This is a genomic window from Nakamurella antarctica, assembly GCF_003860405.1.
GTDB classification, from domain to species: Bacteria; Actinomycetota; Actinomycetes; order Mycobacteriales; family Nakamurellaceae; genus Nakamurella; species Nakamurella antarctica.
The window spans coordinates 1,419,067-1,443,811 of the sequence record NZ_CP034170.1 but is presented as its reverse complement, the minus strand read 5'-3'; the positions used below and the strand labels follow the sequence as shown (position 1 = coordinate 1,443,811).

The following is a 24,745-nucleotide window of genomic DNA, read 5'->3' as shown; positions in this document are numbered from 1 at the left end:
GTGACGCGGGCAGTGGTTTGCCGGCCCGCCCTCGCGGCTGCGCCTACCCTGATAGGTGGCTTAGCGGGGGTGGGTGCAGCAGCACCCGGTGCAATCGCCGAAGACGAGCTGGACGACTTTTTCACGGCGAACCCCGAGTTTCCACTTTTCTCTCGTAATGCTGTTAGATCGGGCAGCACTCAAAGCTTCCACCTCAGCATCTGTGATCACTGAGAGGGATCACTGAGAGGGGTCACTGAGAGGGGTCAGCGAGTGAGGAGGACAATAACGACGGCCAGTACAACCACTGCCACGCCCACACCGGCAAAAAGCCAGAGGCGCTTGTTGATGGTGGCCGGTGCCGGAGCGGGAGCTGGGTTCTCTTCGTCTACAAACCGGCGAAACATTGCGGTATCTGCGATGGGGCTATCGTGCTGGGGGTCGGGAGTCGTCATATGTTCATAAAACACTACTGAGCCCCGAAACCGCTCTCATTGCGCCGCTATCCACTTCATGTTCGGTTCACGGCCGCGGCCATCCGGGTAGCTAATTTCCAACAAGCGCCGTCGCGTTCGACCAAACCATGGACGTGGAGTACGGGTAAAATCGCCAAGGCCTCTGCACCGGTCACGCCTGCAGATTCGCATACCTGTTGGACAGTCACGGCTGCCCGAGCGGGGATGGCGTCATAAATCCGGGCCGACAGGCTATCGAGGCCATCAGTAGGGCGTCGTGCGTCTGCGCCGATTATCGGCACCGAGAATTGTTGCTCTGCAAACAGCTTCGGGTCGTCGAGGCCCCTGAGTTCGTGAAGAACATCGTCGGCACAGGTCGCAAGAATTGCCGCTCGATCTCTGATGAGCAGGTGGCATCCAGCCGACATCGCAGAAGACACCGGACCCGGCACCGCCATCACCACCCGTCCCAGATGCATGGCCGCCGCCGCAGTGCTCAACGAGCCCGACCTTCGCCCAGCCTCCACCACGAGAGTTACTGCACCCAAGGCAGCGAGCAATCGATTGCGCACCAAGAATCGGTGGCGGGCGGGCGTTGTGCCGGGTGGGTATTCACTGACGACTGCCCCCTGTTTACGCACTGCGGCCAGAAGGGCGGTGTTGGCTACCGGATAAGATCGGTCAATCCCGCAGGCCAAGACGGCAACCGATCGGCCATCAACGGCGAGCGCGGCCCTGTGTGCGGTGGTATCGATGCCAAAAGCGCCCCCCGAAACCACGACCACGCCATCGGCAGCCAATTCGCCACTGATTTCAGCAGCAGTCCGTTCGCCGTATCCACTACACGCTCGTGATCCAATCAGAGTGACCGCTGCGGTGGGCAGGTTCGGTGGCAGATTCCCGAGCACGTATAAGGCGATGGGCGGCGCAGATCCGGTGACACCCCGAGCCGCCGCCATTTCAAAGGCGGTCAGGGCGGCCGTGGGCCAGGAACTGTCTTCGGGGCAGAGCAGAGTGGCGCCGATAGCATCCGCTGAAGCCAAGTCGTGGCGTGCCTGCGCATACAAATCTTCGGGCTGCCTCCCAGCAGTTCTGGCCGCAGTGGCCCGCAACACGCTAGGTGGAGCAGTGCGGCAAACTATCGCCTTAAAAGCTGGTATCGAGCCGACTTTCGCCGCGTATGCCGCAACAACAGGAGCGGGCGGCTCGGCCATTCTGAGCAGGCCCGCGCGGGCAATCCGAATGTCGACCGTCGGGTGATCCATCATGCTGCCGCCCCACTTCGCATTCCGAGCGCGGTAGCGATGTCGGACATGCAGGGCACATCCCGCTCGGCTAGATCAGCCGCAGTCAACGACAATCGCAAAACGCGGTCGTAGCCTCGGCCGGTGAGAAGGCCTGTCCGGATGGCGCGGTCAAGGAGTCGGGCGCCCTCCCCGCTCGGCCGCCACGTCTTGCGCAGCATCGATCCCGGCACTTCGGAATTGGTAGTCCACGTGGTTCCAAGCCACCGTCGACGCGCACGATCTCTCGCCTGCAACACACGTTCCAGAATTGGCGCCGAAGCCTCTCCGGGTTCTGCGCTGGCCATGGATACCGGGTCCAACGCGGGCAGGTTGATACGAATATCGATACGGTCCATCAGTGGCCCGGACAACCTGCCGGAGTACCGCATACGCGCGCCCGCTGCACAGGTGCAGTCAATGTCGCGAGCGGCGGCGCAGGCACAAGGATTAGAGGCCAGAATGAGCTGAAATCGCGCTGGGTATCGAGCCACACCAGTAGATCTCGCTATGAGGACTTCGCCGCTCTCCATCGGCTGCCGCAGACAGTCAAGCACTTTGCGTTTGAATTCCGGAGCTTCGTCCAAGAAGAGGACTCCCCGGTGCGCGAGCGAGATACTCCCCGGCCGAATCACACCCGAGCCGCCACCAATTATGGCAACATCCGATGCCGTGTGGTGTGGATCAATAAACGGCGGCATCGTTACTAGCGGCATATTCGAGCTCAAGACCCCGGCCACCGAATGAACCGCCGTCACCTTTAGCGCTTCCTCGGTCGTCAACGGCGGCAAGATACCCGGGAGTCTCGACGCCAGCATGGTTTTGCCAGCGCCAGGCGGACCCACCATCGCTACATGGTGGCCACCAGCCGCTGCCAGCTCCAGCGCCGCACGCGCCTCCGGCTGACCCAACACATCTGCCATATCAGGGCTTTCGGCACAGTAACCCTGGGAGGTCTCACCGGTCGCCGTCAAGATGTCGGCGTCCCCCCGGAGATAACGCACTACATCACGCAACGACGCCGCTCCCAGCACCGTCACCCCCGAAACCAGCGACGCCTCTGCCAGATTCCCCATCGGCACAATCGCGAATTTCACTCCGCTTGCCCGAGCCGACAGCAACGCTGGTAGCACCCCTCGCACCGCTTGCACCCGGCCATCCAAACCCAACTCCCCCAGCCACACCCCTCGGTCTACTGAGTTCAACGGCACCGCTCCGGCAGCTGCCAGCACGGCGACAGCTATCGGGAGGTCAAAAGCCGAACCGCGTTTGTGCAACGAGGCCGGAGACAGCGCGATAGTGATCCTCCTAGACGGCCAGGTCTCCCCTGAATTCACCAGCGCCGCCCGCACCCTGTCCTTCGCTTGCTGGACGGCGGTATCGCCCAATCCGATCAGCGTCGTCCCTGGCAGTCCCTGAGCAAGATCGACCTCGACGCGAACCAGCTCGCCCTCAATTCCGTTCAGCCCCACCGACGTCGTACAGAACAACGGCATCCGATCCCCCTGTCACCCAGCGCAGAGGATAACCATCAATTACGCCGCAACGGCACACCCGCAGGGAGTGCCACGCTGTGCACAAAAAGGCGCTTGTGGATAAGTCCGCAGAATGGGACGAGCGACGTGAAGCTCGGTGGTTCAGACCCATTCCTCCAGGCGTCCTCCCCGGATTTGCTGGCAATGACCACGGACTTCCCTGCGCTAGCGGCCGCGAACCCGTCTGGGCATTCACTGACCAACGGTGGGCACAGCCCTTCCGAACACAGCCCTTCCGAATACAGCTCTCCCGAATACCCGGCAGCCATCTGGGGACAGAAACACCATGCCCACAGGGTAAGAGCGCCGGGCTACTTCAGCCGATCCCGCAGCATGACCAGGATTTCATTCGCCTTCTGGGACAAAGTCGTACCGTCGGCCCCCAATTCGGTACCTGTCACGGACACCTGCATAACCCTGCCGTCTGCGACTACGCCGGCAGTGCCCGAAGGACCGACGATGGAGGGTGGTTCGACGATTAAAACGGATTCCGAATCGCCGACAGTCCCGGAACTGATCACGGGGTCTTGGAGGACGATGCTCATGTCAGAGGCCAGTCGCGCGCGAGCATCAGCCGGGGACAGCCCCTCTAGATCGCCTTCGTAGTACGACGACACATCCTCGGTGCTGGTGAGGACCGTGTACAGATACATCGGGTTGCCATACACACACGATGGCCCGGACACACTTACATCCTTCGCGCTCTGAAAATCGCCTGCTCCGAGGATCTTGCTGATTTCCTCCCCCGAGAACAACGCGCAAAACTCGCTGACTGCTTCAGGTGCAGGGTCTTCAGCGGCAGGTTCTTCAGCGGCAGGGCCTTCGGCGGCAGCGCCTTCAGCGGCAGCAGAGCCGCCGGTTTCAGGGGACGGCTCGCTGGAAGCTGCCCCAGAAATTGGCTCCCCTGGCTGACCGGATTCTGGCGCATCGGCCGGTGAGGGGCTGTCCACCGCTGGGGCTCCGGACGACACGGCAGGCGCCGCGAGGGTACTAATGGCTGACCCTTGATCTGGGCCGCACCCAGAGACAAGCACCACCGAAAGGGCTACGGTCACCCAGCGCCAAACTGGCGCATTACCCGAGGCTGATCGACTCTTTCGTACCATCCCCGCCTCCTCAAGAGACTGCCAGCACCGGCAGCCGCGCGCGCTTAACCTACGCCTCCACGACAAGACAAACAAGACATTCCGGCTCGCGTTGGTCCAGCCGGGCTCCATGGTGGTGCTTGCACCACAATCGAGTCCGGGGATCCGTGGGTGCAACCGCTGCGACCTCTGGGCCGTCTTACTCACCATGTCCTCGGAGAAAAACCCCAGCCTGCGTTTCGTCGCTTCATCTTTCATCGCCCTTGCGGGAGTGCTCCTTCTCGCCGCGTGCGGGGCCAGCACGGCCGCTGGGTCAGCTTCGGCTTCGCCCACTACGCCGCCGTCAGCGAGGCCGCCGTCAGTTATGCCGCCATCAGTTACGCCGCCATCAAAGTCCTCGACGGGCGATCCGTCCCCGACGATCACCACTGCGCCTTCGGAGCCGCTGACGCCCACCGGCACGGGGGAAGCCACGCTCGACGGACCGCCCACAGGGACCGTGTGGCGCGATGGCACTGGCCCCGGGTCGGACCTGCTCGCCATTGCGGCAACCCACGCTTTTCCGGCGCCTTCTGCCATTGCGGGTACTGTCCGGATCCCCAACACGCAGGCGCTCAACGACTATTTCACGGCACTGTCCGCTGGGTCTGACCCCGAACTCGCGGACAAGCTGCGGAAGCAAGTTGCAGTCGTGCCTCCCGGAAAGGTGTTGCTCGCAGCAGAGATCAATCGGGGCTGCGAAATTCCGCAAGGAGCCGTGGTCGATGCCGTTGGAGAAAAATTCGTCCTCACTGCCACCGGTACCCTCGCAGGGCCAATTCCTGACTGCGTAGTTGCCAACAGCACGGTGGCCATCGTCGCCGTCGACCCCGGCGAGATTCCGGGTGGGACCACCTCTCCCGGGTCACTGGTGACGCTGCAACAAGTGCAGCCAACCTTTCCGCACATATTCGGCAGTGTCGAATTAACAGCCAGTTCAGATGGCGCCCAGCAATTTTCCAGCTGGGGCGTCAAGGCACCGGACGTACCAGCTATCCCGGCTGGCGCACGCCGGTTCGCCTTCCTGCTCACCGCCTGCCCCGGCGATTCCGCAGACCTACGTCTCACTCCCACCACCATCAACGCGCAGATCACCCAGGGCGAGTCTGCAAACTGCTCAGCCGCACTGCAGTACCTGGCGATCTTTGACGTGAACTCTACCGAGCTCGGGAAAGCAGCAACACTGACCGCCCAGCAACCGGACGGAGCCATCACCGCCACAGCGTTCCAGCAGTTGGACATCGCGAGCATCACCGGCCCCAGATCCATGGAACTCACGGCCGCCCCTGCTGGCCTCGGGGCTTGGGGCCAGAACCCCCCGCTGCCAACACTTTCCGACGGTTCCCGCCGGTTCGCGTTCCTCCTGTTCGGCTGTGACGACGACTGGGCCACTTTGCAACTCACCGACACCACCATCACCGCGGAACTGGGTAGCAAGCGGCCGGCTGGCGTATTTGTGACCTGCTCAAAAGCCGTTGTCTACCTCGCGGTCTTTGACGTCGGATCTACTGTGGTCCCCGCATCCGCCGTGCTCACGTCGTAGTGGCGCCGGGGCACTAAAACGCGCCCTCGATATGGGTGAGCTCCACACTCTTGCCCGGCTCTGCGAGAACACCAACGACGTCGAAACGGATGTGGATATCAGGCCGCGTGCGGTGTTCACCCAGCCAGAGAGCTGCCAACCGCCGGATTCTGCGCCGCTTACCGCTCGTAATGGATTCGACGGGCAAGCCGAATCCCACCCCCGACCGAGTTTTGACTTCACAGATGACAAGAAGGTCGCGGTGGTCCGTGGCGACAATGTCCAGTTCGCCCTCGCGGCATCGCCAATTACGCGAAATTATCGTCAAGCCCAATGCTTCGTAGTGCTCGACCGCAAGGTCTTCGCCGGTGCGACCCAGCTCGATATTTTTTGACATGACATCAGCGTGCCAAGTTGCACCACTTCAGCGGAGCCGTGCTGACAAGAATGTGGATAACCCCCCGCTTGTGGATAAAACCACGCTCAAAAGCCGCCGTCCTCCGGCAATCGCAGATCAGGTTTTTCCAGCTCCTCCACGTTGACGTCTTTGAAGGTAACGACGCGAACGTTCTTGACGAACCTCGCTGGACGATACATGTCCCAGACCCAAGCATCCGACATCCGCACCTCGAAGTACATGTCCCCCTCGGAATTGCGTACCTGAACATCGACCGAGTTGCACAGGTAAAACCTGCGCTCGGTTTCCACCACAAACGCAAAATGCCCGACGATGTCCCGGTACTCCCGGTAGAGCTGCAGCTCCATCTCGGTTTCGTACTGCTCGAGATCCTCTGCACTCACTTTGGTTCAACTCCTTCCACCGCATGTTGTCTCAAAGGTAGTCGCCCGTATCGGGAATCAGGCTATCGCCCGCAGCATCGGCAGGCATCCTCTCTGGTAACCGCCAGCTTTGGCGGTGGTGTGTGCTGGGGCCAAGGTGACGCAGCGCATCCATGTGAGCAGCCGTTGCATATCCCTTATTCACTTCCCATCCGTACCCGGGGTGGACCATCGCCAGATCGACCATCATGGCGTCCCGTTCGGTTTTTGCCAAGATGCTGGCCGCCCCCACAGATGAGCACTTCATATCAGCCTTGATCATGGTCGTTACTTTGAGAGACCTGCGATTCGGGCAAACAGCGTCTTGTGCCGCGGCAAGATCATCGAAAAGACTTGGCTGCACGGGAGTAGAAAGCCAGTCGTAGTTACCATCTAGCAGCACAATATCCGGCTGGGCGGGAAGCATCAGCATGGCGCGAATGCCCGCCATCCGAAGTGCGGCCATAATGCCGAATTCGTCTATTTCTGCAGCGGTTGCGTGGCCTACCGCATAGCCAACCACCCACCGCCGAATCTTGGGAACCATCGCGATCCGAGCGGCAGGGGAAAGCAATTTACTATCTCGCACACCTGCCAGCGGTCGTTTCACCGTCGCGTCCACGAGCACCATCCCCACCGACACTGGCCCGCCCACTGCGCCGCGCCCCACCTCGTCACAGGCGGCAACCAGGGCATGACCCGCTCGCAGCAAGCCCTTTTCTGCCCGCAAATCCGGTGGCTTAGTCGAGGAAGCCACTACTGTTCCTGCTGGGCCACAAGCGCTTCCGCCGTATCAGCGCTGCACCTGCAAGACCAGCCAGCAGCGGCAGCGACCCGACGCTGCCTGGGACCGGCGGCGGCCCCGATAGCGCGGAGGACTGATCCTGACCTTGGATATCGTAGGAATGAATACCCTGCCATCGCGAGATTGGCATGACGACCACAAAAGCCTTCCCAATCACGTTACCCACCGGTATCGGACCTTGACAGACGCCTCCGGGGGTTCGACAGCCAAACGTCGAATCTGCCGAATTAGACCGGTGGTCCCCCATCACCCACAGCGAATCCGGCGGAACTGTCACCGGTCCAAAGCAGCGTCGGGACCGCGTCACCGAATTGCAGTCCAACACTCCGGGTGTGAATTCAAAATCTACGTAGATGTATGGCTCTACCAGGGGTTTCCCGTCGACCATCAGGTGGCCTTGGGGATCACAACAACTAACGGTCTGCCCAGCGGTGGCAATTACCCGTTTGACGAAATCCTTCTCATTGGGCGGCGCTAACCCCACAACGCTGCCCAGGGATTCAAAGAATTTGCCGAACCACGTGGTAGCACCACCGATAGCCGCCTCCGGCGCCCACGTCGGCGGTCCGCTGAAGACTACGACCTCACCTGGCGATGGATCAGCGAAGTCGTAGACGATCTTGTTAACCAGCACCCTGTCGCCGCCGCTGGTCGCACCGTGCAGCGTCTGTTCCATCGACCCCGACGGAATGTAGTACACCTTCACGAAAAACGTCTGAATTAAAAATGTCATAGCGAAGGCGATGACCAGCAGGATAGGTAATTCAATCCAGAATGGGCGCGGCTTCTTCCCCGGCTTGCGCCGTTCCATGAGCGACTTCCACCTCAGAGCGGCAGGGGAATGCGACGGAAACGCTTGCATACCGTAGCCGTAGGGATATTCAGTGGGCTTGGCTGCGGGCTCGATCGATGGATCCCGCGGACCCTCAGATGCCGCGTCGCTGTTGCTGTTCATCAGTCCTCACCCTAAGTGCTTCCTTGTGAAATCACGAGAAAGCCGCTCCCACCGGCGACGGTGAAAGCGGCTCTTTCATGACCTACTGCAGGTCCGACTAGCGGGTCAGGTCGCGCTTTTCCTTGATCTTGGCCTTCTTGCCGCGCAGTTCGCGCAGGTAGTAAAGCTTTGCGCGGCGCACGTCGCCACGGGTGACGAGCTCGATCTTGTCGAGGTTCGGGGAATGCACCGGATAGGTGCGCTCTACGCCGACGCCGAAACTGACCTTACGAACGGTGAAGGTTTCGCGGACGCCGCCGCCATGACGACGGATGACGTGGCCAGCAAAGACCTGAATACGAGAGCGGGTGCCTTCGATGACCTTCACGTGAACGCGGACAAAATCGCCGGGGCGGAAATCGGGGAGATCGCTGCGTAATGACGCAGAATCCAGATCATCCAGTGTGTTCATGGTTGTATCCTCGCTCATCTTCACTAAGAGGGGACTCGTGTCACTACCGAGTCGCGTGTGGCTGCCGGAAGGCAACCTGCCTAGTCTGCCAGATCATCGAGTGCTGGCGCTAATTCTCGGTATCCGGGAGCAGGTCTGGCCGGCGCTCACGAGTGCGCTCCACTGACTGCGAGTGTCGCCATCTGGCGATCTCGGCGTGGTTGCCAGACAGAAGCACAGCTGGCACCTCATGGCCACGGTAGTTCACTGGCCTGGTGTAACTGGGGTGCTCCAGCAAACCGGGCGAGGCTGCACCGAAGGAGTCTTGGACAGCGCTCTCAGGATTGCCCAGCACACCAGGAATTAAGCGCGCAATTGCTTCCACCATGACCAACACGGCGACCTCGCCGCCTGCGAGCACGTAATCCCCGATCGATAGCTCCAACACGGGCATCCGCGTAGCTGCTTCGTCAGCCACGCGCTGGTCGATGCCCTCATAACGACCGCAGGCAAAGACTAAGTGGTGGGCGATACTGAGCTGCTGAGCAAGCTGTTGACTGAAGGGTCGTCCCGCGGGAGTTGGGACAATCAAAATGGTGTCCGGGGTTGCCAGGGAATCAAGGGCCGCGCCCCAGACATCGGCTTTCATCACCATGCCCGGACCGCCGCCGTACGGCGAATCGTCGACCGTGCGATGTCGATCGGTGGTGAAGTCCCGAAGATCGTGAACACGCACCCCGATGAGGGAGTCGGTGATTGCTTTGCCCACCAACGATTCACGCAGCGGCGCAAGGTATTCCGGGAAGATCGTCAGCACGTCAATGCGCATACCGGGCCTGCTAGACGCGATCTTCTGACAGCCCGTCGTCAAGCAGGCCGTCCGGCGGATCAACCACGACAAACCCGCCCGCAAGATCAACGGTGGGGACGATGGCAGAGACAAAGGGGATTAACACTTCGCCCGTGGGGGTTTTCACCACCAGCACATCGTTGGATGGGAGATGCATCATGTCCGCGATGCAGCCAATCACCTCGTCGGAGCCAATGAGCAAAACGTTGAGCCCGACCAATTGGTGATCGTAGAACTCTTCGGAGTCTTCAAGTTCTGGCAGCGCTTCTGTGTCCACGATCAGCAAAGTGCCGCGGAGTGCCTCGGCTGCGTTGCGATCTGCGAACCCATCGAAGGTAAGGACCGTGTTCCCACCGATCCGACGGAGGCTGCTGAGCGTAAGGGGACCAGTGGCTGCTGGATCGGTACGAAATACCGACCCAGCAGCAAACCGGGTTTCAGGGTCGTCGGTGCGGACTTCTACAGTCACACCACCAGCAAGCCCGTGGGGACGACCAATGCGGCCGACAACCAGTTCCATAATTTTCTCGTGCGTTTCCTGATTAGCGATCGGTGTCGACGACGTCAACGCGAATACCGCGCCCGCCGACAGCGGTCATCACCGTACGCAGTGCGGTCGCGGTGCGGCCGCCTCTACCAATGACTTTGCCCAGGTCGTCCGGGTGCACCCGGACCTGCAGGGTTCGACCCTGCCGGCCGGTGGTGACTGTAACTTCGACATCTTCGCAATGGTCGACGATACCGCGTACCAAGTGCTCCAGGGCGTCTTCTAACATGTCTACTCGGCGCTCTCGGCAACAACTTCGGCGTCAGCTTCAGGTGCTTCTTCAGTCTTCTTCGTTGCCTTCTTCTTGGCCGTGGTGGCCGCGACAACCTCTTCGGTGCCGATGGCAGCAATGGCGGCCTCGTACAGTGCGCGCTTGTCGACCGGGATCGGCTGCGGCTTGAGGGTGCCTTCGGTTCCGGGCAGACCCTTGAACTTCTGCCAGTCACCGGTGACCTTCAGCAGCGCTTCGACGGTCTCGGTCGGTTGCGCACCGACGCTGAGCCAGTACGCCGCACGCTCTGCATCGATCTCGATGAGGGATGGCTCAAGCTTCGGGTGGTACTTGCCAATGGCCTCGATGGCGCGGCCGCTACGGCGGGTACGTGAATCGGCGACAACAATGCGGTAGAAAGGCTCGCGGATTTTACCGATGCGAGCAAGTTTAATTTTGACGGCCACGGTGGCACGTACTCCTTCAATTCTGGATGTGGCGGTGGATCACCGACCGTGTGGGGTATTGCCCGGTCTGCGAACGCACCAAAGGACGACTTTCATCGGCGAGAGGGTCCGATCGATTGTCGATACGCGTCTGAGTCTAACTGATGACGCCGGCACGGATCACCGCTAGCGGCTCGCGCAGCGTGTCCCAGTCGATGCGGGGATCGCTGGCGTAGACCACCAGGTCGGCGCTACCGCCCAGCTCGGGGTCGGCGACGCCCAACCACTGACGCGCATCCCAGGTTGCGGCCTTCAACGCCTGGGTAGGCGTCATGCCGACCCGAAGCAGTGACGTCACCTCGTCGACGATGCGGCCGTGTTCGATGTAGCCGCCGGCGTCGGTGCCGGCGTGGACGGCGATCCCCGCTTCGACCACGGCCGCGATCGTGGCATCAGCGCGGGAATAGAGGTCGCGCATGTGCTTGGCGTAGGTCGGATACTTCTCACCCGCAGCCGCAGCGAAGGACGGGAAGTTTTCGATATTGATCAATGTGGGGACGATGTGCACGCCGCTGGCCCGCACCGTCTCGATGGTGTCGCTCGTCAAGCCGGTGGCGTGTTCCAGGCAGTCGATACCAGCAGCCAGTAAGGCGGGAATGGCATCCTCACCGAACACATGCGCGGTCACCCTGGCTCCCTTTTCGTGCGCAAGTGCAATGGCATCCACCAGCACCGCGTCCGTCCACAACGGCGCAAGGTCGCCGCGATCCCGGTCGATCCAGTCCCCCACCAGTTTTACCCAGCCGTCCCCGTACTCGGCCTGACGGCCAACCTCGGCTACCAACTCTGTCGGGTCTTCGAGGTCGATGCCCAGCCCGCGGATGTAGCGCTTGGGTCTGGCGATATGGCGACCCGCCCGGATCAGTACCGGCAGATCTGCCCGGTCGACGAGCGGTCGGGTGTCCAGCGGCGAGCCACAGTCGCGGATCACCGTCACCCCCGACGCAAGATTGAGCCGTGCTTGCTGCTCCGCGGCAGCGAGATCAGTTACGCCGTCGATGCAGTAGCCGATGTGACAGTGGGCGTCGGCAAATCCCGGAAGAACAAACCCCGCGACTTCCCGCGCGCCACGTACCGGAGAGTCGACGTACACGCCGCCGGCGATCCAATGCGCTACTGATTCGCCCGTGGTCGGGTCGACTCCAGTAACGCGCAGCGCGGTCACTGCTTCGGCAACTTCAACTTTGACGGGTCGAAGTCGAATCCGGGTGGGAGCCCGGGGATGCCGCCGCCCGCTGGGCCGCCAGCGCCGCCGGGCATACCGCCCATCCCTGGCGGCAACATTCCGGGCATCATGCCCGGCATGCCTCCGCGGATTTTCGGCGGGGTCGGCCCTCGACCGGAAACCTTGCCCTTCTTGCCTTTGCGGTTCTTCGCGTTGCTCTTGCCACGGGCCAAGGCTCCGAGTCCAAATTTTCCGGCCATGGCTGCCATCATTTTGCGGGCCTCAAAAAACCGATCAACCAGTGCGTTGACCTGGGCCACAGTACTTCCCGATCCCTTGGCGATTCGCTGCCGCCGCGACGCGTTGATGATCTTGGGGTCGTGCCGCTCTTGTGGCGTCATTGACCGAATGATGGCCGCCGTGCGGTCGATGTCCCTGTCGTCGACGTTGGCCAATTGTTCTTTCATCTGACCAGCGCCTGGAAGCATCCCCAGGATTCCGGCAATGGGACCCATTTTGCGAATCGAGAGCATCTGGTCCAAGAAATCCTCGAGGGTGAAGTCACCGCCCGCCATCTTGCCGGCCATCGCCTCGGCCTGGTCTGCTTCGAAGACCTGCTCGGCCTGTTCGATCAGGGTCATCATGTCGCCCATCCCGAGGATGCGCGAAGCCATCCGATCGGGGTGGAAGATATCGAATTCGTTGAGTTTTTCGCCGGTCGAGGCGAACATGATCGGCGCTCCGGTGACGTGGCGCACCGAGAGCGCGGCCCCGCCTCGCGCATCACCGTCGAGTTTCGTCAAAACGACGCCGGTGAAACCCACGCCGTCACGGAAAGCCTCTGCGGTGGTGACCGCGTCCTGACCGACCATAGCGTCAAGGACAAACAGGACCTCGTCCGGCGAAGTGGCGTCGCGAATAGCTGCGGCTTGCGCCATCATCTCCGTATCGACACCCAGACGGCCAGCGGTATCGACGATGACGATGTCAAAGTGCTTGCCACGCGCTTCGGCAATTCCGGCCCGGGCAACACCGACCGGGTCGCCGACGCCGTTGCCGGGTTCTGGCGCGAAGACGCTCACCCCAGCCTGTTCGCCCACCACCTGCAGCTGGGTAACAGCGTTGGGACGTTGTAGATCGCAGGCGACCAACAGTGGGGTGTGACCTTGTTCGCGCAGCCAGCGGGCAAGTTTTCCTGCCAGGGTCGTCTTTCCGGCACCCTGCAGGCCGGCCAGCATGATGACGGTCGGCGGGTTTTTGGCAAACACCAGCCGCCTGGTTTCGCCGCCGAGGATCTTGACCAATTCCTCGTTGACGATTTTGATGATCTGCTGCGCGGGGTTGAGCGCCTGCGAAACCTCGACAGCGCTGGCCCGTTCCTTCACAGCGCCTACAAAGGCCTTGACCACAGGCAACGCAACGTCAGCTTCCAACAGCGAGACCCGTATTTCGCGAGCGGTAGCGTCGATATCAGACTGCGAGAGCCGGCCTTTGCCGCGCAGAGAAGTGAAAACAGTTGAAAGTCGGTCGGACAGTGTTTCGAACATGGGGTTGAGGTTATCGCCTCGGGGCCGTCAACGCGCTGTGCACCAGCGCTGCCAGCGCGTTCGCCTGATGGGGCGCCAGTGCCCGGCCCTCGCCGTCCACGAGATAGAACACGTCGACCACCTCGCTGCCATGAGTATCGATAAGCGCCGAGGTGATTACTGCCCCAGAGCCGGTGAGAAGCGCCGTCACCCGGTAGAGCAGCCCCGGCATATCGTGCGCGCGTAGCTGGAGAACCGTTGCCCGCGTCGATGCCTCGGGCACCACCATCACCACCGGCTCGGCTACGGCGACTCTCGGCGCCGCGGCCAGATCACGCTTGCGCAACGCGACTGCCACATCGATGCCGCCATCCAACGCATTAATCAGATCCGATCGGAGCGTGGTGGCCATCGGTGCATCGCCAAACTGCGGCTGTGCGTGCCAGACCAGCAGTGCCACACCGTCGATCACCCGGAGGCTCGCTGAAGAAATGGATAGCCGGTTCAGGGTCAGCGCTCCCGCAGTCGCCGCAAATAGCCCTGCGCGATCTCGCGCTGTCACCATCACCTGCAGGCCACCGGATTCGACTTCCACCCCCACCCCGAGCGAGCCGCCCCGCGCGATGTCAAGCAGCGAACGCTCTTGCTCGGTGAGATCCTGCGGCGACCAACCCGATGCGGCGGCACCCACTGCACGCCAGCCACGGGGTGGTGGATGCTGAAAGGCCGCCCCTGTCGCAGCAACCACAGCCGCCATCTGCGCTGCCTTCCATCGCGTCCACAACTTCGGATTGGCCGCTCGTGCATCGGCTTCCGACAGCGCGTGCAGTAATTCCAATGTCGACAGATCCGGGATCACGGCAGTGATCGCGGCCGCTGTTGCCGGATCCGCAGGGTCGCGCCGAGAGGCCGTCGCCGACAGTAAGAGGTGGTGCAACACCACGATCCGGACAGTTTCGGTGTCGGCCGGCGAGAGGCCCAGACGTTGCAGCCACGCCGGCACCATCTCGGCGCCGGAAATACTGTGGTCAGCGCCCGTCCCTTTACCAATATCGTGAAAGATGGCCGCCAGCAACAATAAATCTGGTCTGCTCACTCTCCGGACCAATTTTGACGCCTGAACAGCGGTCTCCATCAGATGGCGATCAACCGTAAAAAGATGAATCGGATCCCATTGGGGTTGGGACCGCAGCCGCTCCCATCCGGGCAACAACGCCGAGATCACGCCAGCTTGATCCAACGATTCCCAGACCGGGATCATCGATTCGCCGGACCCCAGCAACGACAGGAATGCCGCCAGCGCGGGGGCCGGCCAAGGGGTCGGCAAGGGTGGGCAGAGCCTGGCCAGCCGGGAGACGGTCGCCGACGCGATGGGTACTCCGGCCTGCGCGGCAGCCGCCGCGGCGCGCAAGGGGAGGCCGCTATCACCGGCCGGATTGGCATTCTTGGCAAGAACAGCCTCACCGCCTTGGTCAACGACACCATCGGCGAGCGGCAACCGCGGGATGTTCCGGACGAAGCGACCCGCTACTTCCCTCACCTGGCCGGGCATTTCGTGATTGGTGATCACCCGATGCACTTGGTGCCAGGTCATATCTGCAGCAATACCCACGCTGCGACCGATACTCGCCACTCGCGTCCGCAGCGCGTCACGATCACCGTAATTCAGTGCAGCTGCGACCGCGTCGTGGTCTTCACTACTGAGGCGGTCGGTGCCGCGGCGGGCCGACAGATGCAACGCGTCTCGTATGTCGAGCAAATCCGACCGAGCCTCCTCGAGGCCGTGATGCGGGCAATCGGCGAGCCAGGACGCGGCAACAGCGCGCATGACGACAAGATCACGCAAGCCACCGCGGGATTCCTTGAGATTCGGTTCGGTGGCAAACGCGAGGTTGCCACTTCTCTCCCACCGATCGCGACACATCTTCTCTAGCAATGGAAGTCGATTTCGGGCTTCCGCGCGCCAATCGGCCAGGACGCGACGGCGCAGTGCAGAGGCCAGTTCTGGGTCGCCAGCAATATGCCGAATGTCAAGCATCCCCAGCATCGCCGGAAGGTCGGTCTGCGCTATCTGCCGCGCTCCCCCCACAGATCGCACCGCATGGTCGAGTTTCACCCGGGAATCCCAGATCGGGTACCACAGGCGTTCAGCCAGCAGATGAGCGTAGGACTCGGGGGTTTCTGTGGAATGCAGCAACACCAGATCCAGGTCCGAGAAAGGGCTCAACTCGCCGCGCCCGTAGCCTCCCACCGCAACCAGTGCCACCCCGCCGACGGTGACACCGGCGGCGGTAGCCACTTCAGCCAGCCAGCAATCGGTCAGCCGCGCTAATGCCCGCCGCCGGGCCGGACCGGACACACCGGTCCGACCCAGCAGCTGCGCCCGTAGGTCGGCATAGCCGCTTCCTACGGCCAAATCCATTGCCTTACAACGCTTCCTGGTCGCGTTCACCCGTCCGGACGCGCACCACATTCTCTACCGCAACCGCCCACACCTTCCCGTCGCCGATCTTGCCGGTGTAGGCGGCGCGGACGATCACGTCGATAACGTCTTGGGCGTCGGCTGAGTCGACCAAGATCTCCAGCCGCACCTTTGGCAGCAGTTCCACGGTGTATTCAGCGCCGCGATAAACCTCCGTGTGGCCGCGTTGGCGCCCATAGCCGGAGGACTCCGACACCGTCATGCCCTGTACCCCAAAAGCAAGGAGGGCCGCACGTACTTCGTCCAATTTAAACGGCTTGATGACAGCGGTAATCAGTTTCATAGTTGCGCCTTCAGGGTAGCGACGGACTTGGTCAGTGAGGAGGTGAGAACGCCGTGGCCGCTCCCGCCGCCGGCATCCAGGTCGTAGCCCTGCTCACCATGGATCGTGACGTCGATGCCTTCCGCTTCGTCGTCATCGGAGATCCTCCACCCCATCGTTGCCTTCAGTGCCATCGCGATGATGTAGGTCAGGACGCCGGAAACGACCACCGAGACAAGTGCCACCAGGGTTTGGGTGAGAAGCTGGGTAGCGCCGCCGCCATAGAACAAGCCGTTCTGGGCACCTGCCGGGGCAAAGGTGGATAGCGGCGCCGAGTCGCCCTCTTGGGGCAGGTGCGCAAAGAACCCAATAAGCACCGTACCCAGGAGACCGCCGACGAGGTGGACACCGACCACGTCGAGTGAATCGTCGTACCCGAACCGGTATTTCAATCCCACGGCAAGGGCGCACACGGCGCCAGCGATCAGACCGATAAAGATCGCGCCGATGGTGTCGACCGCGGCTGCGGCCGGAGTGATAGCTACAAGACCTGCCACCACACCCGAGGCCCCACCCAAGCTGGTGGCGTGGCCGTCACGCAGTTTCTCCACGATAAGCCAGCCGAGCATAGCTACCGCAGTCGCGACGGTGGTGTTGATCCACGCCTGCCCCGCGGTACCGTCCGCCCCGAACTCGCTGCCCGCGTTGAAGCCGAACCAGCCGAACCAGAGTAGCGCCGCGCCGATCATTACCAATGGCAAGTTGTGCGGCTTCATCGGGTCCTTGCCGAAGCCCTTGCGCTTGCCGATAACAAGAGCCAGGACCAGCGCAGCGGTTCCCGCGTTGATGTGGACGACGGTGCCGCCGGCGAAATCGATCGGCGTGGACAGGGCCTTCGCGATGAAACCGGAACCACTGAGAATGCCTCCACCCCACACCATGTGGGCAATCGGGAAGTACACGATGGTGACCCAGATTCCGGCGAACACCATCCAGGTGGCGAATTTAACGCGATCGGCCAACGAACCTGAGATCAACGCCACGGTGATGACGGCGAAGGTCAGCTGGAAACCCACCGCAACCATGGCGGGAACGCCCGTCGAAGCCATCAGACTGTTCGACATCACGCCGGCGGTGCCGTCGCTCAGAGTGGTGGGAATGGCGTCGCTCAGACCCACAAGACCAAAGAATTCGAACGGGTTGGCGATGATGCCACCAATGTCGGTTCCGAAGGACATCGAGTATCCCCAGAGTACGTAGATGAGCCCGACGATTCCCATCGCCCCGAAGGACATCATCATCATGTTCAGCACAGACTTCGAGCGGGTCATACCGCCATAGAAGAACGCGAGTCCCGGTGTCATCAATAAAACAAGGGAAGCCGCCAGAATCATAAAGGCGGTGTTCCCGGTGTCGACAGCAAATGATGCGTCCATCAAGCCTCCAGGCTCACTCAGGGGCGGCGGGAGGAGTCTCTACTGAGCTCCCGCCGGTGACTTCCTGAGGTTCCTGCAGCTGTGTTGCGATTGCCGTCCGCAAATGTTTCTCATCGGTGAACGTCGATGCAGTTGCGTTTCCACTGTGTTTCTATGTTCAGAGTGTTTCTATGTTCAGAGTGCTTCTTTGTTCGGAGTGCTTCTTTGTTCAGTCGCCCAACAACGCGTCGACGAAGGCACCAGGTTCGAACGGAGCGAGATCGTCGGGACCCTCGCCTAATCCGACCAGCTTCACCGGAACTCCCAGCGCGCGCTGCACAGCAATGACGATGCCGCCCTTGGCGGTGCCGTCGAGCTTGGTCAAGACGATGCCGGTGACATTCACCACCTCGGAGAACACCTTCGCCTGCACCATGCCGTTTTGGCCTGTGGTCGCGTCCAGGACGAGCAGCACCTCATCCACCTGGGCTTGCTTTTCGATGACGCGCTTGACTTTGCCAAGCTCGTCCATCAGGCCCGTTTTGGTGTGCAACCGACCGGCGGTATCGATCAGCACCGCGTCCACCCCCTCCTCGATGCCGCGCTTGACGGCGTCGAAGGCCACTGCGGCGGGGTCCGCGCCGGCACTCGACCGCACCACGGTCGCGCCAACTCGCTCACCCCAGGTTTGCAACTGGTCCGCTGCCGCCGCGCGGAACGTATCCGCTGCCCCCAGCACCACGGTGCGACCACCCGCCACGAGGACTCGCGCGAGTTTGCCTGTCGTGGTTGTCTTGCCGGTTCCGTTCACTCCGACGACCAGCACCACCGACGGCCTACCGTCATGCGGCAGTGCCTTGATGCTGCGATCCATTTCCGGGCTGAGTGCTTGCACCAGCACTGTGCGCAAGAGTGCACGAGCATCTGCTGCGGATGAAATACCGTGTGCGGCAACTTCGGCGCGCAACCGGTCCGCAATTTCGCTCGCCGGTCCGGCGCCAAGATCAGCCATTAACAGGGTGTCTTCGATATCTGCCCACGAATCGTCGTCCAGCGTTGCCGCGCCGAGCAGCCCCAAGAGGGACTTGCCGAATGCGGTCTGCGAACGCGAGAGCCGGGACCGTAGTTTCTCGAGACGACCTTCGGCCGGTTCAATATTTTCTTCGCCCGGCTGCAGGTCAGGGATCACAGGTTCCTCGCGCACCTGCGGACGATCGACAGGGGCAAAGACGGGAATCGCTGGGACTGGAAGAGCAGTGCCAGGCTCTGCTATCGCGGGTTCGGCAGCCACGGGCTCGGGCAGCTCAACGTCGATAACGTCATCTCGAATTGAGTCCCGCGGCACCGAAGCGTCATCACCAACCCCTGGTTGACCATCAACTTCTGTGCGTTCCGGCAGTAACAGCGGCTCGGGAACTGAGCGCGGGGGTAGTACCGGTGGTTCTGCGAGCGCGGTCCCGGGTCCGGCGGAAAACGATATCGAGCTACCCGCCTGGTACCCGCCCTTGATGGGCGGGGCCCCTTCGGGTGCGGTGGGCTTGCCTACTGGCGTCTGTCGCAGCGAGATTCTGTTTCGCTTCGAACGCGCGAGGCCGATGGCGACACCACCAGCAACGATCACGGCGAGCAGGACGATGATCAGGATAATCCAGAGCCAAGTTTCCACCAACCCATCTTCCCAGAACTCTGAAGCGGTTACTCCCACCCGGCATCACTCCACCTCTTAACCGCCTCCCGAGAAGACCCGGTCCACCACCCATCGTGCCCGCCTACTGGTGCGGCGGTATTCGTCAACGAATTCGCCCGGGTCGCCGCCCGCCGGATACCCCATGGCACGCGCCACCGCGGCAAGTTGCCGCCCTTGCCGCGGTATCTGATCCTCCGGCTTTCCCAGTACTTGCATCAGAACGTTGCGCACATGGGTAGCTTTCAGCCACGCCTCGTCGAGGGCACTGGCATCAGCAGCGGAGAGCAGGCCCGCATCGCATGCGGCAGAGATCGCTGGCCTCGTCTGTGGTGTCCGCAAACCCGGAACTTCGAAGGCATGTTGAAGTTGCAGTAGCTGGACGGTCCATTCGACATCGGAAAGACCGCCGCTACCGAGCTTGGTGTGCGTGCTGGGATCGGCTCCCCTCGGCAATCTCTCCACGTCGACACGCGCCTTGATTCTGCGGATCTCGATCACATCTTGCTGAGCCAGACCGGCGGATGGATACCGGAATTCGTCTGCAGCAGCGATGAATGTCGAGCCCAACTCAGATTCACCAGCAACGTATCTCGCCCGCAGCAGTGCCTGGCGCTCCCACGGGAGTGCAAACTTCTTCCAATACGCCTGGAATGACTCCAGCGTCCGCACCATCGGACCGTTTTTGCCTTCGGGCCGCAGGTCTGCATCCACCTCCAGAGCGGGATCGGGACTCGGCCGGGAAAGTAGCCGTGCCATCAGGTCGGAGATCAGCCTCGCAGTGTTGAGCGCTTCCCCTTGGTCAACTCCGGGTAGGGGCTCCGCCACGTACATCACATCCGCGTCAGAGGAGTAGCCCAGTTCTGCGCCGCCGAACCGGCCCATCCCGATCACTGCCATCCGCACCCCGTGGTCGGGCCTGTCGGCCGCAACCTGCTTATGGGCTGCTGCATAGGCGGCCTGTACGGTCGCGTCGGCTACGGCGCTCAGCCCCACGGCGACGTCCTGCACGCTGACGAGACCCAGCATGTCGGCGCACGCCAGTCGCAGCAACTCGTGCCGGCGCGCTGACCGAGCCACGTCTACGGAATCCTGCGCCGTCGTGCCGCGCGCGGCCCGGGCAAGCAGTGACGCGGCGACTTGCACCGGCTCCGGGGCCAGCAGCTCCGCGTCCGTAACCAGCAGCCGCAAGACTTCTGGCGCTCGGGCAAGAAGATCGCCGACCAATTTGGAGGATCCAAGAAGCCCTGCCAACCGCTGGGCAATCAGGCCTTCATCACGCAAAAGCCTGAGGTACCAGGGGGTATCAGCTAATGCTTCGGACACGTGCCGATACGAAAGCAGCCCACCATCCGGGTCTGGCGACGCGGCGAACGTGTCGAGCATGACGGGCAAGAGGGTGCGCTGAATCGCGGCTCGCCTACTCACCCCGGTGGTGAGTGCCGCAAGGTGACGCAAGGCAGCTTCGGGCGATCGAAAACCGAGCGCCTTCAACCGCTCGGCCGCGGCCGTGGACGAGAGCTGCATTTCCTCCCCGGGTACTGCTGCCACAGCATGCAGGAGGGGTCGATAGAAAAGTTTCTCGTGCAGCTTCCGCACGATCGCCGCGTGCCTTGCCCGCTCGGACGTGAAGATTTCGGCGGCATCGCTGGTTCCGAACGCGGTGTATCCATCGGTCCTTGCCAGCCAGTCGAGGTCCGCATGATCATCCGGCAGAATGTGCGTCCTTCGCAGCCTTTGCAACTGAATCCTGTGCTCGGCGCGTCGCAGGAATGTGTACGCTCCAGCCAGTTCGGCGCCGTCGCTGCGACCTACGTACCCGCCGCGAATTAAGGCCCGCAACGCCGTCAGTGTTCCGGGGATACGCAATTCCGGATCAGAGCGGCCGTGCACGAGCTGAAGCAACTGAACACTGAACTCAACATCGCGCAACCCGCCGGGACCAAGTTTGAGTTCCTTGTCGCGCAACCCTTCGGGGATGTTGGCTTCGACCCGTCGCCGCATTGCTTGAACGTCGTCGACGAAGGACTCGCGACCAGCCGCCGTCCACACCCCTGATTGGGTGGCTGCCATAAATTGCGCCCCGAGCTCCATACTCCCCGCCGCGGGCCGAGCTTTGAGAAGTGCCTGAAATTCCCAGGTTTGGGCCCAGCGCTGGTAGTAGGCGACAAAACTCGCAGGCGTCCGGACGAGTGCTCCTGCGCCACCTTCTGGTCGCAGGCCAGCGTCAACTTCCCACGCGACTTGTTCACAGATGCGCATAGTTTGCGACGCCAAAGCTGCCCCGGAAATCAGCATGTGGTGGTCATCTTGTGCGACTCCGACCGAGATCGCAGGTGGGTGATCAGCGACAAAGATGACGTCGACATCGGAAATGTAATTCAGCTCGCGTGCCCCGCACTTGCCCATGGCCACAATGCTCAGTGCTACCGGTGCGGCCGTAGCTGACAGGGCTGCGCAGGCGACGGACAGACCCACCTGCAAGGTGGCGTCGGCAAGATCGGAAAGTGCGTGACATACCGCGGGCAGCGCCACCGGCGGTAATGACGGTTCTACCGATTGGGCGAGATCATGCGCCGCGATGATCAGCAGCTGGGAGCGATAGGCGTTTCGCATAGCCACGACTGCTGGGCCCCCGGTGAGCTTTGCCTTGGCCCCTTCGGTACCGGTGCACGGAGCCTCTGCGGGGTCAATACCCACGCTGACCGCCATCACTTCGTACAGCCGGGTCGGTCCAATGAGCTCAGCGCCCGTCGCCTCGGGGAGCAGCAGCTTCCAGTCTCCCGGGTGCGCGGCCAGGTGATCCGACAGCGCCGTAGAAGCGCCGAGCACTGCCACAAGTCGTCCGCGAAACCTCGCGTTTATTTTCAGGTTCTCCAAAATCGACGACCAGTGCGAAGACTCCGCAAGCCGAGCCAGTCCGTGCAGCGCCAACTCTGGCCGGCCAGACCGAGAAAGCGCCGCAAGCACGTCTTCGCAATCAGCGGCAATACCGTCCACGTCGACCATCTGAGTGGCCGTCAGGTTGGACTGCACCCTCGGGTCGTTGCCAAGCCCGTAGCGCAGTAACGATTTTGATTGCGGACGAGACATCAGCCGTCCCCTAGAAAGCTGATTCGATGTGGTCAAGTTCGTCAGAGTCTGGGGCAAGCAGCGGTAGCCGCAAACCCGGATGGACGCGACCATGGATCAGCGCTACAAAGCGATGAATAAAGGCTCGCCATACTTGATCCATTTCAGCCTCTGCGGCGTCGAGCATCTCGCCGAAACGCGCGGTGTGCTCGCGATTCTCGTTGTCAGCCCACTTCCTTAAGTCAGCTGCAGACGGTTCGATGTGGAACTGCAGTCCCCACGCCGCTGTGCCCACCCGCCATGCCTGGTTCTGATAGCCGGTGGACGAGAGCAACAGCACTGCCCCAGGCGGTAATTTGTCCACAATGTCGTAGTGGTAGTGCATCACGTCAGGCGTCATCGGGAGGTCGGCAAAGAGCGGATCCTCTTGGGCGGCATCACGTTTGGCGGTGAGATAGGCGCCGACCTCTGGCCCGTCGGCGGCGCGCACCACAGTGCCGCCGGTCGCCACCGCGAGGAGTTGAGAACCCAAGCAAATCCCCAAGGTCGGTGTGCGATCGAGCACCGCTGCCGCGAGTAACGCTTTGGTCGCCGGTAGCCAGGGCGCAATCTCGTCGTCATGAGCGCCCATATCGCCGCCCAGAGAAATAATGCCGTCGAAACCCGCTGTTGATTCAGGCACGGCGTCACCTTGGTGTAACTTTCTCACATCCAACTCGACATCCGTTGTGCTGAGCCAGCTCTCCATCTTCAGCAGAGGATCGCCCGCATCGTGTTCCAGGACCAGGACGGTCTTTATGTCGGTTGTCACGTCAGCTCCACGACCACGGGTGCATGGTCGGATGCCCCAGCACCTTTTCGTTCGTCTCGATCGATCCAGGCAGTGTCCACTCGCTCCGTCAGCGCTGGCGAACAGAGGGCGAAATCGATTCGCATCCCCTGGCGTTTAGGGAATCTGAGCTGCTGGTAGTCCCAGTAGGTGTACACACCCGGACCGGGGGTGTGGGGGCGCACCACATCGGCGAAGCCAGCGTCCACGAAGTTCTGGAACGCTTGCCGTTCTGGCGCGGTCACATGGGTGGATCCCACAAACGCCTCTACGTCCCAGACGTCATCGTCGGTGGGCGCGATATTGAAGTCTCCGCAGAGCGCAATTTGCGCGGCTGGATCCTTCTCTAACCAGGTGATCCCGTTTTGTCGCAATGTCTCAAGCCAGTGGAGTTTGTAGGAGTAGTGCGGATCATCGATGGCGCGCCCATTGGGCACGTACAGGCTCCAGACCGTGACGCCGCCGCAGAGTGCTCCGATCGCGCGAGCTTCCTTGACGGGCGGATCGCCGAATTCAGGCACGTCGGGAAAGCCGATCTGGATGTCAGTCATCCCCACCCGGGAGAGCAGCGCCACCCCATTCCACTGGGAGATCCCATGGTGGGCAACTTCGTAGCCAAGGCTACGAAGTTTGTCATAGGGAAATTTGGCGTCGGCGGCTTTGGTTTCCTGAATGGCCAACACATCGACGTCGCTTCGCTCGACCCAGGCCACCACTCTGTCCAAGCGTGCTCTGACAGAGTTCACATTCCACGTTGCAATTTTCATAGTGGCAGTCAGCCCAAAACCGGGCCGGTGGGTGCCGCCGGTACAAAGAACGGCAGCGTCCAAGCATCGCGCGACTCCCCGTCCAGTTTGGCCCGCCATACCAAGACGCGACCCGGGGGCATCGGGAGACCATTGTTGAAGTACAGCACGATGTGGGCCTTGGCCGGTAAGGCTCGACGGGGCGCGCCGGACCGTCCCAGATTCGGTTCTTCTACCGTCAGGGTCTGGCCAAACCGCACGACGTTGGGGGCAGCGCCCGGCTGCGTCGTACCGAGTTCCACCAGTGTGCCGTTGGTCTCCTCGAGCACCACTTCAAAGGAATACTGCTCCTGGAACAACTCGACCGGGGAGCTCAACGACACCACGAGGGCAAAAGCTTGCGTATTTCCCGTGTTGTGGTCGCGATTGACAACCTGGAGGTTGCCGCCGACCACATGGAGTTTTCCCAGCTGGTCGGCAACTGCGTAGTCGGCCATCATCAGGGACAGGGACGTGCGTTCGTAGACTTCGCTCATAACTCTG

The 24,745-nt window shown here is 62.0% G+C and carries 24 protein-coding genes; 1 reads left to right on the top strand and 23 read right to left on the bottom strand.

The features are described from left to right. Nucleotides 1-245: 245 nt before the first annotated feature. From EH165_RS06385 to EH165_RS06370, 4 genes are all read right to left on the bottom strand, one after another. Nucleotides 246-434 carry a hypothetical protein gene (locus EH165_RS06385; protein WP_124798603.1) on the bottom strand — a complete coding sequence of 63 codons (189 nt, stop codon included), beginning with the start codon at nucleotides 432-434 and terminating at the stop codon, nucleotides 246-248. 56 nt (nucleotides 435-490) lie between these two features. Beyond that, nucleotides 491-1,702 carry a DNA-processing protein DprA gene (gene dprA / locus EH165_RS06380; RefSeq protein WP_206426135.1) on the bottom strand — a complete coding sequence of 404 codons (1,212 nt, stop codon included), beginning with the start codon at nucleotides 1,700-1,702 and terminating at the stop codon, nucleotides 491-493. Next, entirely contained in the window at nucleotides 1,699-3,213 is a 1,515-nt protein-coding gene (locus tag EH165_RS06375) for a YifB family Mg chelatase-like AAA ATPase (protein WP_124798601.1), read from the bottom strand. The genes dprA and EH165_RS06375 overlap by 4 nt, the downstream gene beginning before the upstream one ends. 350 nt (nucleotides 3,214-3,563) lie before the next feature. Then, nucleotides 3,564-4,307 (bottom strand): hypothetical protein, encoded by a 744-nt coding sequence (locus EH165_RS06370; protein WP_124798599.1) that lies wholly within the window; start codon nucleotides 4,305-4,307, stop codon nucleotides 3,564-3,566. A 238-nt stretch (nucleotides 4,308-4,545) separates the two neighbouring features. Between EH165_RS06370 and EH165_RS06365 the strand changes: the two genes are divergently transcribed. Continuing rightward, nucleotides 4,546-5,919 carry a hypothetical protein gene (locus EH165_RS06365; RefSeq protein WP_124798597.1) on the top strand — a complete coding sequence of 458 codons (1,374 nt, stop codon included), beginning with the start codon at nucleotides 4,546-4,548 and terminating at the stop codon, nucleotides 5,917-5,919. A gap of 13 nt (nucleotides 5,920-5,932) precedes the next feature. Here EH165_RS06365 and EH165_RS06360 read toward each other — a convergent pair whose 3' ends face one another. From EH165_RS06360 to EH165_RS06270, 19 genes are all read right to left on the bottom strand, one after another. Then, nucleotides 5,933-6,295, bottom strand: coding sequence for a YraN family protein (locus EH165_RS06360; protein ID WP_124798596.1), 363 nt, complete (start codon nucleotides 6,293-6,295; stop codon nucleotides 5,933-5,935). Nucleotides 6,296-6,381: 86 nt separating this feature from the next. Beyond that, entirely contained in the window at nucleotides 6,382-6,699 is a 318-nt protein-coding gene (locus EH165_RS06355) for a DUF2469 domain-containing protein (protein ID WP_124798594.1), read from the bottom strand. Nucleotides 6,700-6,730: 31 nt separating this feature from the next. Next, a complete protein-coding gene (locus tag EH165_RS06350; RefSeq protein WP_124798592.1) occupies nucleotides 6,731-7,474 on the bottom strand; it encodes a ribonuclease HII in 744 nt (247 codons plus the stop codon). Continuing rightward, on the bottom strand, nucleotides 7,458-8,477 hold the full coding sequence (lepB, locus tag EH165_RS06345) for a signal peptidase I (protein WP_239020738.1): 1,020 nt from the start codon (nucleotides 8,475-8,477) through the stop codon (nucleotides 7,458-7,460). The genes EH165_RS06350 and lepB overlap by 17 nt, the downstream gene beginning before the upstream one ends. Nucleotides 8,478-8,574: 97 nt before the next feature. Continuing rightward, nucleotides 8,575-8,928: a 50S ribosomal protein L19 gene (rplS, locus tag EH165_RS06340; RefSeq protein ID WP_124798590.1), complete on the bottom strand. Its 354-nt coding sequence runs from the start codon at nucleotides 8,926-8,928 to the stop codon at nucleotides 8,575-8,577. A gap of 109 nt (nucleotides 8,929-9,037) precedes the next feature. Next, nucleotides 9,038-9,736 carry a tRNA (guanosine(37)-N1)-methyltransferase TrmD gene (gene trmD, locus EH165_RS06335; protein ID WP_124798588.1) on the bottom strand — a complete coding sequence of 233 codons (699 nt, stop codon included), beginning with the start codon at nucleotides 9,734-9,736 and terminating at the stop codon, nucleotides 9,038-9,040. Nucleotides 9,737-9,746: 10 nt separating this feature from the next. Next, nucleotides 9,747-10,277 carry a ribosome maturation factor RimM gene (gene rimM, locus EH165_RS06330; RefSeq protein WP_124798586.1) on the bottom strand — a complete coding sequence of 177 codons (531 nt, stop codon included), beginning with the start codon at nucleotides 10,275-10,277 and terminating at the stop codon, nucleotides 9,747-9,749. Nucleotides 10,278-10,299: 22 nt separating this feature from the next. Further along, complete coding sequence (locus tag EH165_RS06325) at nucleotides 10,300-10,533, bottom strand: RNA-binding protein (RefSeq protein WP_124798584.1); 234 nt, start codon at nucleotides 10,531-10,533, stop codon at nucleotides 10,300-10,302. A 2-nt stretch (nucleotides 10,534-10,535) separates the two neighbouring features. Then, nucleotides 10,536-10,982 carry a 30S ribosomal protein S16 gene (rpsP, locus tag EH165_RS06320; protein ID WP_124798582.1) on the bottom strand — a complete coding sequence of 149 codons (447 nt, stop codon included), beginning with the start codon at nucleotides 10,980-10,982 and terminating at the stop codon, nucleotides 10,536-10,538. A gap of 136 nt (nucleotides 10,983-11,118) precedes the next feature. Continuing rightward, nucleotides 11,119-12,186: an amidohydrolase family protein gene (locus EH165_RS06315; protein WP_124798580.1), complete on the bottom strand. Its 1,068-nt coding sequence runs from the start codon at nucleotides 12,184-12,186 to the stop codon at nucleotides 11,119-11,121. Continuing rightward, nucleotides 12,183-13,733 carry a signal recognition particle protein gene (gene ffh, locus EH165_RS06310; RefSeq protein ID WP_124798578.1) on the bottom strand — a complete coding sequence of 517 codons (1,551 nt, stop codon included), beginning with the start codon at nucleotides 13,731-13,733 and terminating at the stop codon, nucleotides 12,183-12,185. Before ffh ends, EH165_RS06315 begins: the two co-directional genes overlap by 4 nt. Before the next feature lie 10 nt (nucleotides 13,734-13,743). Further along, entirely contained in the window at nucleotides 13,744-16,134 is a 2,391-nt protein-coding gene (locus EH165_RS06305; RefSeq protein ID WP_124798576.1) for a [protein-PII] uridylyltransferase, read from the bottom strand. Between the two features lie 4 nt (nucleotides 16,135-16,138). Then, on the bottom strand, nucleotides 16,139-16,477 hold the full coding sequence (locus EH165_RS06300; RefSeq protein WP_124798575.1) for a P-II family nitrogen regulator: 339 nt from the start codon (nucleotides 16,475-16,477) through the stop codon (nucleotides 16,139-16,141). Then, a complete protein-coding gene (locus EH165_RS06295) occupies nucleotides 16,474-17,892 on the bottom strand; it encodes an ammonium transporter (RefSeq protein WP_124798573.1) in 1,419 nt (472 codons plus the stop codon). Before EH165_RS06295 ends, EH165_RS06300 begins: the two co-directional genes overlap by 4 nt. A gap of 208 nt (nucleotides 17,893-18,100) precedes the next feature. Then, nucleotides 18,101-19,537: a signal recognition particle-docking protein FtsY gene (ftsY, locus tag EH165_RS06290; RefSeq protein WP_124798571.1), complete on the bottom strand. Its 1,437-nt coding sequence runs from the start codon at nucleotides 19,535-19,537 to the stop codon at nucleotides 18,101-18,103. A 57-nt stretch (nucleotides 19,538-19,594) separates the two neighbouring features. Then, a complete protein-coding gene (locus EH165_RS06285) occupies nucleotides 19,595-22,648 on the bottom strand; it encodes a bifunctional [glutamine synthetase] adenylyltransferase/[glutamine synthetase]-adenylyl-L-tyrosine phosphorylase (RefSeq protein WP_124798569.1) in 3,054 nt (1,017 codons plus the stop codon). Between the two features lie 10 nt (nucleotides 22,649-22,658). Further along, entirely contained in the window at nucleotides 22,659-23,438 is a 780-nt protein-coding gene (locus EH165_RS06280; protein ID WP_124798567.1) for a type 1 glutamine amidotransferase, read from the bottom strand. Then, complete coding sequence (locus EH165_RS06275) at nucleotides 23,435-24,223, bottom strand: exodeoxyribonuclease III (RefSeq protein ID WP_124798565.1); 789 nt, start codon at nucleotides 24,221-24,223, stop codon at nucleotides 23,435-23,437. The genes EH165_RS06280 and EH165_RS06275 overlap by 4 nt, the downstream gene beginning before the upstream one ends. 8 nt (nucleotides 24,224-24,231) lie before the next feature. After that, nucleotides 24,232-24,738, bottom strand: coding sequence for a hypothetical protein (locus EH165_RS06270; RefSeq protein ID WP_124798563.1), 507 nt, complete (start codon nucleotides 24,736-24,738; stop codon nucleotides 24,232-24,234). Between the last annotated feature and the right edge of the window lie 7 nt (nucleotides 24,739-24,745).